General features: G+C 64.2%; 15 protein-coding genes. 2 read left to right on the top strand and 13 right to left on the bottom strand.

Annotated elements, in window-relative coordinates; all coding sequences use genetic code 11:
* Positions 1 to 111: 111 nt before the first annotated feature.
* The 12 genes from BBA01S_RS08155 to BBA01S_RS08100 form a co-directional block, all read right to left on the bottom strand.
* Entirely contained in the window at positions 112 to 861 is a 750-nt protein-coding gene (locus BBA01S_RS08155) for an ABC transporter ATP-binding protein (RefSeq protein ID WP_027815991.1), read from the bottom strand.
* Positions 858 to 2,645: a branched-chain amino acid ABC transporter ATP-binding protein/permease gene (locus BBA01S_RS08150; protein WP_052391701.1), complete on the bottom strand. Its 1,788-nt coding sequence runs from the start codon at positions 2,643 to 2,645 to the stop codon at positions 858 to 860. Before BBA01S_RS08150 ends, BBA01S_RS08155 begins: the two co-directional genes overlap by 4 nt.
* Positions 2,646 to 2,649: 4 nt before the next feature.
* Positions 2,650 to 3,705 carry a branched-chain amino acid ABC transporter permease gene (locus tag BBA01S_RS08145; protein WP_027815989.1) on the bottom strand — a complete coding sequence of 352 codons (1,056 nt, stop codon included), beginning with the start codon at positions 3,703 to 3,705 and terminating at the stop codon, positions 2,650 to 2,652.
* 148 nt (positions 3,706 to 3,853) lie between these two features.
* Positions 3,854 to 5,017 (bottom strand): ABC transporter substrate-binding protein, encoded by a 1,164-nt coding sequence (locus tag BBA01S_RS08140; RefSeq protein WP_027815988.1) that lies wholly within the window; start codon positions 5,015 to 5,017, stop codon positions 3,854 to 3,856.
* 329 nt (positions 5,018 to 5,346) lie between these two features.
* Positions 5,347 to 6,513: an ABC transporter substrate-binding protein gene (locus BBA01S_RS08135; RefSeq protein WP_027815987.1), complete on the bottom strand. Its 1,167-nt coding sequence runs from the start codon at positions 6,511 to 6,513 to the stop codon at positions 5,347 to 5,349.
* Between the two features lie 665 nt (positions 6,514 to 7,178).
* Positions 7,179 to 8,150 carry a branched-chain amino acid ABC transporter permease gene (locus BBA01S_RS08130; RefSeq protein ID WP_027815986.1) on the bottom strand — a complete coding sequence of 324 codons (972 nt, stop codon included), beginning with the start codon at positions 8,148 to 8,150 and terminating at the stop codon, positions 7,179 to 7,181.
* Entirely contained in the window at positions 8,150 to 9,034 is an 885-nt protein-coding gene (locus BBA01S_RS08125) for a branched-chain amino acid ABC transporter permease (RefSeq protein WP_027815985.1), read from the bottom strand. Before BBA01S_RS08125 ends, BBA01S_RS08130 begins: the two co-directional genes overlap by 1 nt.
* A 144-nt stretch (positions 9,035 to 9,178) precedes the next feature.
* Positions 9,179 to 10,396 (bottom strand): ABC transporter substrate-binding protein, encoded by a 1,218-nt coding sequence (locus BBA01S_RS08120; protein ID WP_027815984.1) that lies wholly within the window; start codon positions 10,394 to 10,396, stop codon positions 9,179 to 9,181.
* Positions 10,397 to 10,514: 118 nt separating this feature from the next.
* Positions 10,515 to 11,288 carry an ABC transporter ATP-binding protein gene (locus BBA01S_RS08115; RefSeq protein ID WP_027815983.1) on the bottom strand — a complete coding sequence of 258 codons (774 nt, stop codon included), beginning with the start codon at positions 11,286 to 11,288 and terminating at the stop codon, positions 10,515 to 10,517.
* Positions 11,285 to 12,064 carry an ABC transporter ATP-binding protein gene (locus BBA01S_RS08110; RefSeq protein WP_027815982.1) on the bottom strand — a complete coding sequence of 260 codons (780 nt, stop codon included), beginning with the start codon at positions 12,062 to 12,064 and terminating at the stop codon, positions 11,285 to 11,287. The genes BBA01S_RS08115 and BBA01S_RS08110 overlap by 4 nt, the downstream gene beginning before the upstream one ends.
* Before the next feature lie 406 nt (positions 12,065 to 12,470).
* Positions 12,471 to 14,192 carry a GMC family oxidoreductase gene (locus tag BBA01S_RS40545; RefSeq protein WP_042296364.1) on the bottom strand — a complete coding sequence of 574 codons (1,722 nt, stop codon included), beginning with the start codon at positions 14,190 to 14,192 and terminating at the stop codon, positions 12,471 to 12,473.
* Between the two features lie 15 nt (positions 14,193 to 14,207).
* Positions 14,208 to 15,731 carry a CoA-acylating methylmalonate-semialdehyde dehydrogenase gene (locus tag BBA01S_RS08100; protein WP_027815981.1) on the bottom strand — a complete coding sequence of 508 codons (1,524 nt, stop codon included), beginning with the start codon at positions 15,729 to 15,731 and terminating at the stop codon, positions 14,208 to 14,210.
* Positions 15,732 to 15,883: 152 nt separating this feature from the next.
* Here BBA01S_RS08100 and BBA01S_RS08090 point away from each other — a divergent pair, with 152 nt between their 5' ends.
* Both BBA01S_RS08090 and BBA01S_RS08085 read left to right on the top strand, forming a co-directional pair.
* Positions 15,884 to 16,771, top strand: coding sequence for a LysR family transcriptional regulator (locus BBA01S_RS08090; RefSeq protein WP_027815980.1), 888 nt, complete (start codon positions 15,884 to 15,886; stop codon positions 16,769 to 16,771).
* A gap of 216 nt (positions 16,772 to 16,987) precedes the next feature.
* Entirely contained in the window at positions 16,988 to 17,515 is a 528-nt protein-coding gene (locus BBA01S_RS08085) for a class IV adenylate cyclase (RefSeq protein WP_027815979.1), read from the top strand.
* Between the two features lie 45 nt (positions 17,516 to 17,560).
* Here BBA01S_RS08085 and BBA01S_RS08080 read toward each other — a convergent pair whose 3' ends face one another.
* Positions 17,561 to 18,052, bottom strand: coding sequence for an Lrp/AsnC family transcriptional regulator (locus BBA01S_RS08080; protein ID WP_027815978.1), 492 nt, complete (start codon positions 18,050 to 18,052; stop codon positions 17,561 to 17,563).
* Positions 18,053 to 18,099: the final 47 nt, after the last annotated feature.

Below are 18,099 nucleotides of genomic sequence, written 5' to 3'. Positions count from 1 at the left end.
GGTTTAGGGTTTTCGACCGATCACGCCCGTTTAAGGTTTAATCGCCGAAATAAAAAAAAAGGCGTGTTTCACGTGAAACACGCCGCCGATTTCTACAGAGCCTGACGAGGACTAGACCGGTTTCTTCACCAGCCCGAGGTATGTCTCGATCACCCGAGGATTTTGCGCCAACTCAGTTGCCGGGCCTTCCAGCGCCAGATCGCCGGTCTCCAGGACGTAGCCGTAGTCGGAAATCTGCAACGCCGCACGTGCGTTTTGCTCGATCAGCAGCGTTGCGACGCCAGTCTGCCGCAACGCGCTGATGATGTGGAAGATCTCCTTCACGATCAGCGGCGCCAATCCGAGGCTCGGCTCGTCCAGCATCAGCAGATCCGGCTTGCCCATCAGCGCCCGGCCAACGGCAAGCATCTGGCGCTCGCCGCCCGACAGCGTGCCAGCCGCCTGCGCGCGCCGCTCCTTCAAGCGCGGGAAAAGCTCGAACACGTGATCGAGCTGGTCGAGGAAGTTGCGCTCCCCTGCCCGCTTGCGTCGGTACGCGCCGAGCACGAGATTGTCCTCAACCGTCATCGACGCAAACAGCTCGCGCTTCTCTGGTACGAGGCACATGCCGCGCGCCACGCGGCGCTCGATGGGCATTGCGCCCACATCATCGCCGAGATAAGCGATGCGCCCGCTCGCGTGCCCCGTCACCGGCAGCGCGCCCATGATGGCGTTAAGCAGCGTGGACTTGCCCGCGCCGTTCGGGCCGATCACGGAGACAATCTGCCCCGCGCCGACCTTGATCGACGCCTTGTGCAGCGCCTCGATCTTGCCGTAGCGCACCGCAAGACCCGAAACTTCGAGGATGGGTGTCGTCATCATTCCACCCCGCCCAGATACGCTTCCAGCACCGCAGGATCTTGCTGCACATCCTGCGGCAGACCTTCGGCGATGCGCGTGCCGAACTCCATCACGACCAGGCGATCGGTGAGGTTCATCACGAAGTCCATATCGTGTTCGACCAGCAGCACACTCATGCCCTCTTCTCTCAGCTTGCGCAGCAAGGCGGCCAGTTGCTGCTTCTCCTGATAACGCAGGCCCGCAGCCGGTTCGTCCAGCAGCAGCAGGGTTGGATCGCAGCACAACGCGCGAGCGATTTCCAGGATCCGCTGCTGGCCGAGCGCCAGGCTGCCCGCTTCTTCATACATATGCTGCTCAAGGCCGACACGCCGCAGCTGGCGCGCTGCCTCGCTCATCAGCCTCCCCTCCTCCGCCGCATTGAGCTTGACGACGCTGCGCAGCACACCGGAATGGCCGCGCAGATGGGCGCCAATTGCGACGTTCTCCAGCACCGTCATCGTCGGCAGCAGCTTGACGTGCTGGAACGTGCGACCGATGCCACGCGCGACGATTTCACGTGAAGTCAGCTTGTCAATGCGCGCGCCACGGAAGGTAATCGCGCCGCTGGTAGGCTGAAGCACGCCCGTGACCAGGTTGAACGTCGTCGACTTGCCCGCGCCGTTCGGCCCGATCAGGCCGATGATCTGCCCGGCCTTCACCTCGAAGCTCACGTCGTTCACGGCGACCAGGCCGCCGAACTGCTTGCGCGCCTTGTCGACGCTCAGCAGCAACTCGCCAGGCGCTGGCTTGCTGCGTTGCGGCAAAGGCTCCGCGTGCTCGGGCACATGCGCCTGCGGCCCACGCGGGAAGAAGCGCGCCACAAATGGCCAGACGCCGCGCCGCGCGTACTGCAGCAGCAGCACCATCAAGATGCCGAAGACGATGATCTCGAAGTTGCCGTTCTCGCCGAGCAGCTTGGGCAGCAGCGTCTGCAGCCAGTCCTGCAGCACCGTGAGGATTGCCGCGCCCAGCACTGCGCCCCAGACGTGCGCGACGCCGCCCACGACGGCCATGAACAGATACTCGATGCCATGGTTCAGGCCGAACGGCGTCGGATTCACGGCGCGCTGCAAATGCGCGTAGAGGAATCCCGAGACCGCCGCCAGAACCGCCGCATAGACGAAGATCACCACACGCATCCAGGCCGTGTTGACGCCCATCGCCTCGGCCATCAGCCCGCCGCCACGCAGCGCCCGAATCGCGCGGCCCGTGCGGCTGTTGAGCAGGTTCTGGACAGAGATCACCGACGCCAGCACCACGACCCAGATCAGGTAATAGATGTGCCGCCCCGACTCCAGCTCGATGCCCAGCACGTTGAGCACCGGAATCCCGTTGATGCCGTCGTACTTGCCGAGCATGTCCAGGTTGCCGAACAGGAAGAACAGCGCGAGCCCCCAGGCGATCGTGCCAAGCGGCAGGAAGTGGCCCGAGAGCCGCATCGTCACGAGCCCCAGCACGAGCGCAACGAGCGCTGTGATGACGACGCCGACGATCAGCGCGAGCCACGGCGAGACACCGTACTGCGTCGTCAGATAAGCCGTCGCGTACGCGCCCAGGCCAACGAACGCGGCCTGCCCGAAGCTCGTCATCCCACCGATGCCGGTGAGCAGCACGAGGCCAATCGCGACAATCGAATAGAGCCCGATGTAGTTGAGCAGCGTGATCCAGTACTCGGGCACGCGCACGGCGCCGGGCAAAACCGGCAGCGCGAACATCACCACGAGGAACAGCCAGAAGAAGCGGTTATGCAGGACGAGTCGTTTCATCGCGTCACTCCTCTTCCTCTTCGGCGTGCGGCGTGGACAGGCTGCGCCACAGCAGCACCGGGATGATCAGCGTGAACACGATCACTTCCTTGTACGAGCTTGCCCAGAACGACGAATACGACTCCAGCAGGCCCACGAGCACCGATCCAGCCGCAGCCAGCGGGTAGCTCACCAGGCCGCCGATGATCGCGCCCACGAAGCCCTTGAGGCCGATCAGGAAGCCCGAGTCGTAGTAGATGGTGGTGAGCGGCGCGACCAGCACGCCACACAGCGCGCCCAGCCCTGCCGCAAGCGTGAACGCGAGCCTCCCGGCCTGCGTCGTGCCGATGCCGACGAGCCGCGCGCCCAGTCGGTTCACCGAGGTCGCGCGCAGCGCCTTGCCCGAAATCGTGCGGTCGAAATAGAAGTACAGTGCGACGATCAACACCACGGCCGTGCCGGTCACCCAGAGGCTCTGCCCCGAGATCGATAGCGCGCCGATGTTGAACGTGGCGTCCGAGAACGCCGTCGTGCGCGAACCTTCCGCGCCGAACATCACCAGGCCGAGACCGACCATCGCGAAGTGCACCGCCACCGCCACGATCAGCAGCAGCAGCGTGGTGGCCTCGGCGATCGGCTCATAGGCGAGGCGATAGATGAACGGCCCCATCGGCACGACGATGGCGAGCGTGAGCGCGATCTGCGCGAGCATCGGCAATGGCTGGCCGGCCACGCCGCGCGTGAGCGCATAGAGCGCGATGGGAAACAGCAGGTACTTGCCCGCAAGCGTGACGAGCGTGCGCGCGGCATGGCGGCGGCGTTCGGCATGACGCACGAGGCCGCCCGTCTCGACGAGGAAGCAGGCCGCCCCCAGCGCGACAAGCAACCAGCAGGTGGCGGGAAACTTCTGCGATTGCAGCGCGGCGAGCGTCAACGCGCCATACGAGACGAACTCGCCCTGCGGAATGAAGATCACGCGCGTGACGGAGAACACCAGCACCAGGGCGAGCGCGAGCAGCGCGTAGATCGCTCCGGTGGTGATGCCGTCCTGCGCAAGGATCGCGGCGATCGATAAATCCATAACCCCTCTTTCCTGAAACACATGAAACCAGCAACGTCAGGACGACGTTGGGAGCGATGCGGGAAGTTGCGGTACTGCGGGAAAACGCGCGGCGCAGCCAACCGGGCTGCGCCGCTTCAGGGAAAAGCAGACAGGGACGTCGCGCGGCTTAGTCGCCTTGCAGCTTCCACTTGCCGTTGACCACTTCGACGATCACGCGCGCACGATCGTCGAGGCCGTTATGGTCGCTCGGCGAGGTGTTCATGATGCCGTGCGAGACCGGCAGATCCTTGATGTTCTCCAGGGCGTCGCGCAGCGCTACGCGGAACGCCTCGGTGCCCGGCTGCGCCGTCTTGAGCGCAGCGGGAATCGCACGCTGGAGCATCTGGCCGGCGTCCCATGCGTGACCGCCGAAGGTCGCGACCGTGCCTGCGCCGTAGGCCTTCTCGTAGGCCGCCTTATAGGCGAGCGCCGACTTCTTGACCGGGTTCGAATCGGGCAACTGGTCGGCGACGAGAATCGGGCCGGCGGGCAGCAGTTCGCCCTCGCAGTCCTTGCCGCACACGCGCAGGAAGTCGTTATTGGCGACGCCATGCGTCTGATAGATCTTGCCCTTGTAGCCGCGATCCTTGAGCGTGGTCGCGGGCAACGCCGAAGGCGTGCCGGAACCGGCGATCAGCACCGCATCCGGATTCGCCGACATCAGCTTGAGCGCCTGCCCCGTCACCGACGAATCCGTGCGGTTATAGCGCTCGCTCGCGATGATCTTCAGGTTGTGCTTCGCGGCGGCCGCGGTGAACTCCCTGAGCCAGCTGTCGCCATAGGCATCCGTGAAGCCGATGAAGCCCACCGTCTTCACGCCATGCTTCTCCATGTAGCCCGCAATCGCGTCGGCCATCAGGCTGTCGTTCTGCGGCGGCTTGAAGGCCCATTTACGCTTGTCGTCCATGGGCTGCACGATCGCCGCCGATGCCGCGAGCGAGATCATCGGCGTCTTGCCCTGCGCGACGACGTCGAGCATCGCCAGCGAGTTCGGCGTCACCGACGAACCGATGATCGCATCGACGTGATCCTCGTCGATCAGCTTGTGGGTGTTCTGCACGGCCTTGCTGGTGTCGGAGGCATCGTCGAGCACGATGTACTGCACGCTCTTGCCGCCGATCTCCTTGGGCAGCAGCGCGATTGTGTTCTTCTCCGGAATGCCGAGCGATGCCGCAGGCCCCGTCGCCGACAGCGTCACGCCGATCTTCACCTGTGCGGCCGCGACGCCCGCCATGCTCATCAAGGCCGCTGCGAGTCCGGCATTGAGTGCGTTCACCGACCACTTCTTCATCGCCAACTTCGTTTTCATTGCGCGTCTCCAAACGCTTGGTCTGCGTGTCGATATTTGTTGTGCCGACGTCGTGTTGCTGCTTGCGGCTCAATGCGCCAAGGTGCCCGCCGCCGCGCCGGCCTTTGAGTGTAGTAACCGGGATCGCGCGTGTGACGCATGGTTTTCCCTGCCTGCGGCACTGCACAAGCCGCTGCGCGATCCTGCTGCTTTACTGCCGCCCTGCTCGCTTCACGCTTGAACGCATCGTTGCGACAGCAACAAAAAAGGCACGTCCCGGGGGAGCGTGCCTTTTGATGTCGAGTGCGATGCGTGTGCGTTCCTCGTGAAACTCAGTCGCCAGCCAGCTGCCACTTGCCGCCGACGATCTGCACCATCACGCGCGCCCGTGCATCGAGGCCCGCATGATCGGTCGCGCTCATGTTGAAGATGCCGTGCGCGCCAGCCACATCGTGCGAGCCTTCGAGCGCCTTGCGCAGCGCCTCGCGAAACGCCTGGGTGCCCGGCTGCCCCGCCTTCAGCGCGGCGGGAATCGCATGCTGCAACAACAGGCCCGCATCCCAGGCGTGACCGCCGAAGGTGGAAATGGAGCCCGCGCCATATGCCTTCTCATAAGCGGCCTTGTAGGCGAGTGCCGACTGCTTCACGGGGTTCGAATCGGGCAATTGATCGGCGACGAGGAGCGGCCCTGCGGGCAGATACGTGCCTTCGCAATCCTTGCCGCACACGCGCAGGAAGTCGTTGTTGGCAACGCCGTGCGTCTGGTAGTACTTGCCAGCGTAACCGCGCTCCTTGAGCGTCTTTTGCGGCAACGCGGCGGGCGTGCCCGCGCCGGCGACCAGCACGGCGTCCGGATGCTGCGAGATCATCTTGAGCACCTGGCCCGTGACCGACGCGTCGTTGCGCGCGAAGCGCTCGTTGGCGACTACCTTGATGCCCTGCTTCGCCGCTGCCGCGCTGAACGCCTTGTACCAGCTCTCGCCGTAGGCATCCGAGAAACCAATGAAGGCTACCGTCTTCACGCCATGCGCGGCCATGTGCTGTGCGATCGCGCCAGCCATCAGCTGGTCGTTCTGCGGCGTCTTGAAGACCCAGGCGCGCTTCGCATCCATCGGCTCGACGATCGAGGCGGCGGCGGCCATCGAGATCATCGGCGTGGAGGTCTCTGCGGCGACGTCGATCATCGCCAGCGAATTCGGCACGACGGTCGAGCCGAGCAACGCGTCCACGTGATCTTCGCTTGTGAGCTTGCGCGCGTTCTTTACGGCCTGGGTGGAATCGGTGGCGTCGTCGAGGACGAGATAGTCGATCTTCTGGCCCGCAATTTCCTTCGGCAGCAGTGCGATCGTGTTCTTTTCCGGAATCCCCAGCGAAGCCGCCGGCCCGGTGGCGGACAGCGTCACGCCAATCTTCACGTCTGCGTGTGCCATGCCTGCCGTGGCGGCAAGCATCCCCGTGGCGGCCATGGCCGCACTCATCCAGCGCCAAACCAACTGCATCTCCACTCCTTCGATCGTCGTTTTCTTTATTGCGCCGGAAAACCAGCATTTTCCGGGTTCGAATCAGGCAGGGGCCGCGCACCGATGCGCCAAAAAGCGAAGGTCGATAATGCTGACCGCATGGTCGGCGAATGGCGAGTGTAACGGAGCGATGTTTCGCGCGGCAAGCGCTTTCCATCGGCTTACAGCGTGGATGCAACGGTGGGTAAAACGAGCGAAAGACGAAGCGGTAACGACGATGTTTGGCGAATGCCAGAGAACAGCAGAAAGGGGGATAAAACGGAGGGGGGACGGATGAGAATGGAGAACGAGGCGCCTTGGCGATATGAGCCAAAGCTTGAATATTAAAAGCGCAGTTGGACTCTCATCCAACTGCGCTTCCTTGTCCGGGCACTTTGTGCCTCAGTTGTCTCCTCGTTCTCCACCTGCAAATTCGGTGCATCAGAACTAGGTGAAACTTTAACTTTCGCACCCCCGACGGGCAACTAGCATTTACCCTAGTGGTGCAGTGCGGCACCGAATTGGGGCGCACTGACACAGATTTGTCGCATTCCTTCGACGCATCCGGAGGCCGTGTGGGTCGCACACGAAGGCGCTTATTCTCACGCGAATTTCCACGTGAAGCAAGCCTCCATAACGCATCAATCAGACACCTCAGAGACACTTCAGGCGCGCAGCGGCCGCACCCGCGCCACGATCTCGCCGACAATGCCGCGCCGGAACGCCAGCACGCAGGCAATGAAAATCAGCCCCGTGACGATGGTTGCAGACTCACCCAGCGAGCGGAACCAGTCCACGCCCGTCACCGAGGCCAGCGCGGTGCCGATATCGCCCAGCCGGTCTTCGAGCGCGACAATCAGCGCCGCACCCAGCAGCGGCCCGAACAGCGTGCCCATGCCGCCCACGAGCGTCATCAGGATCACGAGGCCGGACATCGTCCAGTAGGCGTCGCCGAGCGTCTCGAAGCCCAGCACCAGCACCTTGAGCGATCCGGCCAGCCCCGCAAGCCCCGCGGACAGCACGAAGGCAAGCAGCTTGAAGCGGTCGGTGTCGTAGCCCAGCGAAATCGCGCGAGGCTCGTTCTCCTTGATCGCCACCAGCACCTGGCCGAACGGCGAATGCACGATGCGCACGATCAGCATGAACGCCAGCACCATCACCACCAGCACGACGTAATAGAGCGCGATATCCGAGTCGAGCGACAGCAGCCCGAACAGCTTGCCGCGCGGCACGCCTTGCAGGCCGTCCTCGCCGTGCGTGAACGGCGCTTGCAGGAACACGAAGTAGACCATCTGCGCGAGCGCGAGCGTGACCATCGAGAAGTAAATGCCCTGCCGCCGGATCGCGAAAAGGCCGACGATCATGCCCAGCAGCGTCGCCACCGCCGTGCCGCCCAGCACGCCCAGCTCCGGCGTGAAACCGAGCGACTGGATCGCGTAGCCGGTGGTGTAACCCGCGCTCGCAAGAAACATCGCGTGCCCGAACGACAGCAACCCCGTATAGCCGATGAGCAGGTTGAACGCCGCGGCGAAGAGCGCGAAACACAGCACCTTCATCACGAAGAGCGGATAGCCGCCCGCAAAAGGCGCTGCGACCAGACCGATCAGCAGCAGCGCATAGAGCACTTTTCTTTGCATCACCGTTCCTTGCCGAAGAGGCCAGCGGGGCGAACCAGCAGCACGATCGCCATGATGACGAACACCACGGTCGCGGACGCCTCCGGCCAGAATACGCGCGTGAAACCCTCGATCACGCCGAGCATCAGCCCGGTGAGGATCGAGCCCATGATCGACCCCATCCCGCCGATCACGACCACGGCGAACACTGTGATGATCATGGGCTGCCCCATGAGCGGCGACACCTGGATTACGGGCGCGGCCAGCACGCCCGCAAACGCGGCGAGCGCCACGCCGAAGCCATAGGTCAGCGTGATCATGAGCGGCACGTTGATGCCGAACGCCTCGACGAGCTTGGGGTTTTCCGTGCCCGCGCGCAGGTACGCGCCCAGCCGTGTTTTCTCGATCACGAACCACGTCGCGAAGCACACGGCCAGCGACGCCACCACGACCCAAGCGCGATAGTTGGGCAGGTACATGAAGCCCAGATTGGTTGCGCCCGCAAGCAGATCGGGCACATCGTAGGGCTGCCCGGACGCACCATAGATCGAGCGGAACACGCCTTCGACCACGAGCGTCAACCCGAATGTCAGCAGGAGTCCATACAAATGATCGAGCCGATACAGCCAGCGCAGCATCGAGCGCTCGATCAATACGCCGATCAACCCCACCACGAGCGGCGCGACGAAAATCATCACCCAGTACGGCAGGTTGAAATACGCGAGGCCCATCCATGTGAGCATCGCGCCCAGCATGAACAACGCGCCGTGCGCGAAGTTGATCACGTTGAGCATGCCGAAAATGATGGCGAGGCCGAGGCTCAGAATCGCGTAGAACGAGCCGTTCACAAGCCCGAGCAACAGCTGGCTGAGCATTGCCGGAAGCGGAACGCCAAAGATCGTCATGAAAACCGCCTCTGAAGGCACTGATAACAACGGTGTACGTACTCATGCGGCGCCTGGCGCGAAACGCTGCGCCGGGCACCGCATGCCACCCCGTATTGACGGCCCCTCACGTCGCGCGCGTGGGCCCGATGAAGATTGCGATGCTTACTTCCACAGCGCGCACTTCGATTCGGCCTTCGTCGTGTAGGCCTGCTCGCCCGGAATCGTCTGCACGACCTTGTAGAGATCCCACGGCCCCTTCGACTCGGACGGCTTCTTCACTTCGACCAGGTACATGTCGTGAATCAGCACACCGTCCTGGCGGATATAGCCGTTGCTCGTGTAGAAGTCGTTGATCTTCGTCTTCTTGAGCTGCGCCATCACCTTGTCGGAGTCGGTCGAACCGACGGCCTGCACCGCCTTCAGGTAGTTCGTCACCACCGAGTAATCGGCGGCCTGAAGCTCGGACGGCATCTTCTTGTTCTGATCAAAGTAGCGCTGCGCCCACTTGCGCGTCGCGTCGTTCTGATCCCAGTACCAGCCGCTCGTCAGCACGAGGCCTTGCGTCGTGTCGAGCCCGAGGCTCTTCACGTCGGGCAGGAACATCAGCAGCGCGGCGATCTTCATCGTCTTGGTGATGCCGAATTCCTTCGACGCCTTGATCGCGTTGACCGAGTCGCCGCCCGCGTTCGCAAGGCCGAGCACCTGCGCCTTCGACGCCTGCGCCTGCAACAGGAACGACGAGAAGTCCGATGCCGACAGCGGGTGGCGCACTTCGCCCAGCACCTGGCCGCCGTTGGCCTTCACCACGTCCGCGGTGTTCTTTTCGAGCGACTTGCCGAACGCGTAGTCGGCGGTCAGGAAGAACCACGACTTGCCGCCCTGCTTGAGCACCGCGAGGCCCGTGCCCTTGGCGAGCGCGACCGTGTCGTAGCCGTAGTGGATCGTGTACGGCGTGCATTGCTCGTTGGTCAGCGCATCGGTGCCCGCGCCCGTGTTGAAGTAGACGCGCTTCTTCTCCTGGGCGACCTGGTTCATCGCCAGCGCGGTCGCCGAATTGGTGCCGCCGAGCAGCATGTCGATGCCGTCGCGATCCATCCATTCGCGCGCCTTCGACGCGGCGATATCGGCCTTGTTCTGGTGATCGGCGTAGACGATCTCGATGGGCTTGCCGAGCACTTTTCCGCCAAAGTCCGCGACCGCCATCTTGATCGCCGCGAGGCCGCCCTGGCCGTCGTCGTCCGCATAGAGTCCCGACATGTCGGTGATGAAGCCGATCTTCACCGCGTCGTTCGCGGCCTGCGCACTCCCCGCGCAAAGCGCCGTAGCCGCTGCCGTGGCGGCTGCATAGGCCGCGAGCCGCGCGAACGTGGTTTTCTTCATTGCTGTCTCCTTCACTGGTGGCGTTGTGATGCAGCGTTGTTATTCAGGCAAGGCAAAACAGGACACAACAGCAGCCGTCGCGTGGCGCAAGCGCCCGCGCGTCGTGCTAATCGGGAAACTAGACCCCAAGCAGATCGTGCAGCACGGGCATTTTTCCTTCGAGTTCGGCGATGCCGAAGCGCTCGACGATGCGCCCGTGCTCCATCACATAGAAACGGTCGGCAAGTGGCGCCGCGAAACGGAAGTTCTGCTCGACCATCACGATCGTGTAGCCGCGCGACTTGAGCGTGATGATCATGCGCGCGAGCGTCTGCACGATGACGGGCGCGAGGCCCTCGGAAATCTCGTCGAGCAGCAGCAGGTTCGCGCCGGTGCGCAGGATGCGCGCGACGGCCAGCATCTGCTGCTCGCCGCCGGACAGGCGCGTGCCCTGGCTGTGACGCCGCTCCGCGAGATTGGGGAACATCGAATAGATCTCGTCGAGCGACATGCCCTGAACGCCGCCCTTGCCCCCTTTCGCGCCAATGGCCGGCGGCAGCAGCAGGTTCTCTTCGCAAGACAGGCTCGCGAAAATGCCGCGCTCCTCGGGGCAATAGCCGACTCCGCAATGCGCGATGCGATAGGTCGGCATCTGGATGGTTTCGCGCGCACCCACACGGATCGACCCGGTGCGCCGTCCCGTGAGGCCCATGATCGCGCGCAGCGTTGTCGTGCGACCCGCGCCGTTGCGCCCAAGCAGCGTCACGACTTCGCCGCGCTTCACCGATAGATCGACGCCATGCAGGATGTGCGATTCGCCGTACCACGCCTGCAAGCCCGCGATCTCCAGCGCGCTTTCGCCCTCCCCGGCCACCGCTTCCTGGTCGCCCCGCTGTTCGGTCACGGTGCTCATGCGTGCGCCCCTGCGAGCGCCGCGTCGGCGCTGCCCATATAGGCTTCGGCGACGAGCGGATTCTTCGAGACTTCAGCGTAACTGCCTTCGGCCAGCACCTCGCCGCGTTGCAGGACGGTGATGGTGTCGGAGATGCCCGCGATCACGTTCATGTTGTGCTCGACCATCAGGATCGTGCGACCCGTCGACACTTTCTTGATGAGCGCCGTCACACGATCCACGTCCTCATGGCCCATGCCCTGGGTCGGTTCGTCGAGCAGCATCAGTTCGGGTTCCATCGCCAGCGTCGTGGCGATTTCAAGCGCGCGCTTGCGCCCATAGGCCAGCTCGACGGTGGGCACATCGGCGAAATCGGTGAGGCCGACCTGGGTGAGCAAGTCCATCGCGCGATCGTTGAGTTCGGCCAGCGTACGCTCGCTTTTCCAGAAGTGATACGCGGTGCCCAGCTGCCGTTGCAGGCCGATGCGCACGTTCTGCAACGCCGTCAGATGCGGAAATACCGCCGAAATCTGGAACGAACGGATGATGCCGCGCCGCGCGATCTGCGCGGGCCGCTCGTTAGTGATGTCGATGCCGTTGAAGACGATGCGCCCCGCACTCGGCACGAGAAATTTAGTCAGGAGATTGAAGCAAGTGGTCTTGCCCGCGCCGTTCGGCCCAATGAGCGCGTGTATCGAACCGCGGCACACACGCAGGTTCACGCCGTTCACGGCCGTAAAGCCCTTGAACTGTTTCGTGAGGCCGCGCGTCTCCAGAATCGTGTCGCCGAGAATCATGTTCCCTTCCACGCGAAGTAAAGGCTGATGCTTCGACTGGCTTCGATGGGTTCGTGCGTGCTTCAGTCGCGCACGACGATGCATGACGCGCCATGTTCCGGCGCATGCCTCCCCCGCTTTTGTCATTCCGCGCCATTGTCTCGCCATTGATGCAGCGCAATCATTGGGATTTGCACTTACGGGTGAGCGGCAATTCGTATGAAATTCCGCCCGGCGATTTAGCGTCAAATAGACGCCCGATGACAGCACGATGCACGCAAGTTAAATACGTTGCACCTGCACCGTGGACGTGCAAAAGCACACGCGCCGCCGACGCGGCGCGTGTCCTGGATAGTGCTCCGAAACACCCGCTTTGCTGCGCGTCGCTCAGCCACCGCGGGCCGACGCGCACAGTTAAGCGCGCGCTTCAGCCGACGGGCGCGACGGGCGCGCGAGCCACGTCCTGCGTATTCACGGACACACCCGTCGTTGCACGCCGATCCTCGCGCATCATCTGCGCGGCGCGTTCGGCGATCATCAGCGTGGGCGAATTCGTGTTGCCCGAGGTGATGAACGGCATCACCGACGCATCCACCACGCGCAAGCCCTGCACGCCGCGCACGCGCAGACGCGCATCGACCACGGCATCGGCGTCGTCGGCGCGGCCCATGCGGCAGGTGCCCACCGGATGGAAGATCGTCGTGCCGATGTTGCCCGCCGCCTCGCGCAACTCGCTTTCGCTCTGGAACGCCAGGCCCGGCAGGATTTCATGCGGCTGATAACGCGCAAGCGCCGCCGACGCCGCAATGCGGCGCGTGAGACGCAACGCGTTGGCGGCCACGCGCAGGTCGTGTTCGGTCGAGAGGTAGTTCGGTGCGATCGCGGGCGCGTCCTCGGCGCGCGCGGAAACCGCATGAATGCTGCCGCGCGACGTGGGCCGCAGGTTGCACACAGACGCGGTGAACGCATTGAAGCGATGCAGCGGCTCGCCGAAGCGATCGAGCGAAAGCGGCTGCACGTGATACTGCAAGTCGGGACGCGCGAGCCCTGGATCGCTCGTATCCGATCTCGCGAACGCACCCAGTTGCGAAGGCGCCATCGACATCGGCCCGCTTTGCAGCAGCGCGTACTCCATGCCGATCATCAGCTTGCCCCACCAATGCGCCGACGCCGTGTTGAGCGTGCGCACGCCGTTCACGCGAAACGCCATGCGCAACTGCAGATGATCCTGCAGGTTCTCGCCGACGCCACGCAGATCCTGCACGAGTTGCACGCCAAGCTGCGCGAGGCGCGCGGCATCGCCAATGCCGGAGCGCTCCAGCAATTGCGGCGAATTCACCGCGCCCGCGCTCAAAATCACCTCGCAGCGCGCACGGGCGCGATACGGCACGCCAGCGGGTTGGGCCAGATAATCGACGCCCACGCAACGCTTGCCTTCGAAGATCACGCGCTCGGTGAGTGCGCCCGTTACGACGGTGAGATTGGGCCGCTTCATCGCCGCACGCAGGAACGCCTTCGACGCATTCCAGCGCACGCCGCGCTTCTGGTTCACGTCGAAGTAGCCGACGCCTTCGTTATTGCCGCGATTGAAGTCGTTCGTCGCGGGAATGCCCTGCTCCTGCGCGGCCTGTGCGAAGGTTTCAAGAATCTTCCATTTGAGGCGCTGTTTTTCCACGCGCCATTCGCCGCCCGCGCCGTGGAACTCGTTCGCGCCGCCGTGGTAGTCCTCGCTGCGCTTGAAGACCGGCAGCACCGCGTCCCACGACCAGCCCGAATCGCCCGTCACGCGCGCCCAGTTGTCGTAGTCCTCGCGCTGGCCGCGCATGTAGATCATGCCGTTGATCGACGACGATCCGCCCAGCACGCGCCCGCGCGGATACGACAGCGAGCGCCCGTTGAGCCCCTTCTCCGCAGCGGTCTTGTACAGCCAGTCCGTGCGCGGGTTGCCGATGCAGTGCAGATAGCCGACGGGAATATGGATCCAGTGATAGTCGTCCTTGCCGCCCGCTTCGATGAGCAGCACGCTCACGTCGGGGTCCTGCGTGAGGCGGTTGGCGAGCACGCAGCCCGCCGTCCCCGCGCCGACAATCACGTAATCGAAGTCCCCTTCGACGCGCCGCCCGCCTGAAGCCTCATGAGTGGCTGACATGATGACGCGCCCCGCTTACTTCGCCACCGGCATGGTGAATTCGGCGCCCTTGGCGATGCTGTCCGGCCAGCGCTGCATGATGCTCTTGTAGCGTGTGTAGAAACGCACGCCTTCCTCGCCATACGCGTGATGGTCGCCGAACAGCGAGCGCTTCCAGCCGCCGAACGAATGCCACGCCATCGGCACCGGAATCGGCACGTTGATGCCGACCATGCCCACCTTGATCTGCCGCGAGAACGCGCGCGCCACCCCGCCGTCGGAGGTGAAACACGACACGCCATTGGCAAACTCGTGCGCGTTGATGAGCTCGACCGCGCTCGCGAAATCGGGCACGCGCACGACCGAAAGCACTGGCCCGAAGATCTCCTCGCGATAGATCGACATATCGGTCTTCACGTCGTCGAACAGCGTGCCGCCGAGGAAGAAACCGTTCTCGCGACCGGCGACCGTATGGCCGCGCCCATCGACCACGAGCTTCGCGCCCGAGGCGACGCCCGCATCGATGTAGCCCTGCACCTTCGCGCGATGTGCCGCCGTCACGAGCGGCCCCATCTCCGACGCCTCGTTCATGCCGTCGCCGATATTGAGCGCTTTTACGCGCGGCGTGAGGCGCTCGATCAGTTCGTCGGCGACATGGCCCACGGCCACCGCCACCGAGATCGCCATGCAGCGCTCGCCCGCCGATCCATAGGCCGCGCCGATCAGCGCATCGACGGCCTGGTCGAGATCGGCGTCCGGCATCACCACGAGGTGATTCTTCGCGCCGCCCAGCGCCTGCACCCGCTTGCCGTGTTTCGTGCCTTCCGTGTAGAGGTATTCGGCGATCGGCGTGGAACCGACGAACGACAGCGCGGCGATGTCGGGATGCGCGATGAGCGCGTCGACGGCCATCTTGTCGCCGTGCACGACGTTGAAGACGCCATCGGGCAAGCCCGCTTCCTTGAGCAGTTCCGCAAGCCGCAGCGACGCCGAAGGATCGCGCTCCGAAGGCTTCAACACAAAGGTATTCCCGCACGCCAGCGCGACCGGAAACATCCAGCACGGCACCATCATCGGGAAGTTGAACGGCGTCACGCCCGCGACGACGCCCAGCGGCTGCCGCAGGTTCCAGTTGTCGATGCCGCCGCCGATCTGGTCGGTGAAATCGGTCTTGAGCAGGTTGGGAATGCCGCACGCGAATTCGACGATTTCGATGCCGCGCATCACCTCGCCTTTCGCGTCGGAGAACACTTTGCCGTGTTCGCGCGTGACGAGTTCGGCCAGTTCGTCGTGATGACGGTCGAGCAGTTCCTTGAACTTGAAGAGAACGCGCGCGCGCTTGATGGGCGGCGTTTCGCTCCAGGCGGGAAACGCGGCCTGCGCGGCGGCGACGGCCGCATCGACTTCGGCCACGCTCGCGAGCGGCACGCGGGCGCTGACTGCGCCAGTGGCGGGATTGAAGACGTCGGCGTAGCGGCCGCTGGTCGATTCCAGTGCACGGCCATTGACGAAATGCGTGAGGTCGCGCACGGGCGCCTCGCTTCGATGTGTCTCGCTCATGTATCCCTCTTCGATGGAGGTTTATCTGGTCGCGCGCCAGGCGCGCTGGCCTGCGCAAGATGCGCAGATCGGACTCAAGCGTAATCTCACGGCCCCGCGCCGATCCAATGATTAATCCTCAAATGCGATATAAGGCGCGTTAATATCAGTGCATGGATCTGACCTTGTTACGGGCGTTCGTGACGGTCGCGCGCGAGGGCAAGCTCACGCGCGCAGCCACCCATCTGCATCTCACGCAGCCCGCCGTGAGCCTGCAGATCAAGCATCTGCAGGAGACGCTGGGCGTCACGCTCTTCACGCGCACCGCGCATGGACTCGCGCTCACGCGCGACGGCCAGGCGCTGCTGCCGCACGCCGAGCGCGCGCTAGCGGCCGCTAGCGACGTGCAACGCGCCGCTGATGCGCTGCGTCATGAAGTTCGCGGCACGCTGCGCATCGGCACGATCCTCGATCCGGCGTTTCTGCGCCTGGGCGGCTTTCTGCGCCAGCTCGTGGAAACCTGGCCGCAGATCGAAACGGCGCTGCGCCACGGCATGTCGGGCTGGGTGCTCGACCAGGTGCGCGCGAGAGAGCTGGACGTGGGCTATTACATCGGCCAGCCCGCGCCCGATGCGGATGTGTTCCATACGCTCACGCTCACCCGCTTCCAGTACCGCGTGCTCGCGCCCGCCGGCTGGAAAGACCGCGTGAAAGGCGCACGCGACTGGCGTGCGCTAGCAGCGTTGCCGTGGATCTGGACGCCGCCTGCGTCTGCGCACAACCGCCTGTTGTCGGGACTGTTCGAAGCGGCAGGCGCGAAGCCCAACAAGGTGGCGGAAGTGGATCAGGAACCGTCGATGCTCGACCTCGTGAAATCGGGCGTGGGCCTGACCCTCGCTCGCGACGCCACGGCCATCGCGGAGGCGCATGCGCACGCGCTCACCATCGTCGAAGGCGTGACGGTGCCGACCGAGCTCACCTTCATCACGCGCGCCGACCGCCGCGACGAGCCCGCCATTGCAGCGGCGCTCAAGGCCATCGAAACACAGTGGACGATATGAGCCCCGCTCATGAACGTGGAGCATCGCTGCATTACGTCTGACCTTAACCGCCCGGCATCGGCAATCGATGAAACTGTCATCGATGTAACAGCGCGGTCACGCAAGTTTTGCTAGATTCGACATTCGCGCCGCGTTTTTTGCATGCTCCCTGCGGGAGGTTCGCTGCGGCGCGTTCGAGCCTCGCCCATCGTTCCCTCGTTCCAACAGGAGCCTTGCATGGCCCGCAACATCGAAATCAAAGCCCGCGCCCGTCACTTCGACGCCCTGCGCGAGCGCGCCGCCCAGCTCGCATCCGATGCGCCGCTGATCTTTCGCCAGCAGGACTTCTTCTACGATGTGCCGCGCGGACGCCTGAAGCTGCGTCAGTTCGACGACGGCACGCCGGCCGAACTGATCTTCTACCAGCGCGACGACCGCGACGGCCCCAAGGCCTCGTACTACACGCGCAGCCCCGTCACGAACGCCGAAGCCATGCACTCGCTGCTGGCCACGGCCCTGACCACGCGCGGCATTGTCTCGAAGGAGCGCCACGTCTACCTGGCGGGCCGCACCCGTATCCACCTGGATCGCGTGGACGGGCTGGGCGATTTCGTCGAACTGGAAGTGGTGCTCGCGCCCGATGACGACGAGCAGGGCGGCGAAGCCGAAGCGGCCGCCGTGTTCAAGAAGCTCGGCGTGGACGAGAGCGACCTGGTAGCCGTGGCTTACGTCGACCTGCTCAATACGCCGGCTCAAGCGGCCTGAAACCGCCCAGGCCAGGCAACAACGCGGCAACCGCGCGGCGCGCCTTCAAAGCGGCGCCGCGCCCGGCTCCAGATGCCCGAGCGGCAGCGGGCCATTGCGCTTGAAGGTCGTGAGCACGATGTTCGAGCGCACGCTGTCCACCCCGGGCACGCGCATGAGCTTCTTCATCACGAACGACGACAGCGCGTTCAAGTCCGGCGCCACGATACGCAGCAGGTAATCGGCGTCGCCCACCACGGCATGGCATTCGAGCACTTCCGGCAGCACGTCGATCTGCTGCTGGAACTGCTCGATGATCGAATCGCCGTGGTGCTTCAACTTCAGGCTCGTGAACGCCGTGACGCCCAGACCCAGCTTTTCGGGCCGCAGCACGACGCGATAGCCGTCGATCACGCCCGACGCCTCCAGCCGCTGCAAGCGCCTGCCGATCTGCGACGGCGAGAGCGGCACCTGCTCGCCCAGTTGCTGATGGGTGGCGCGGCCAAAGCGCTGCAATACGTCGAGCAGCGCGAGATCGAAGTGATCGAGTTCGAGCATGAAAATATCCTGCATTGAATAACTATTTGATGCACGATTATCGCATG

The organism is Paraburkholderia bannensis NBRC 103871 (genome assembly GCF_000685015.1).
GTDB classification, from domain to species: Bacteria; Pseudomonadota; Gammaproteobacteria; order Burkholderiales; family Burkholderiaceae; genus Paraburkholderia; species Paraburkholderia bannensis.
Note: the sequence above shows the minus strand (reverse complement) of the source record. Positions and strands in the feature narration are given on the sequence as shown.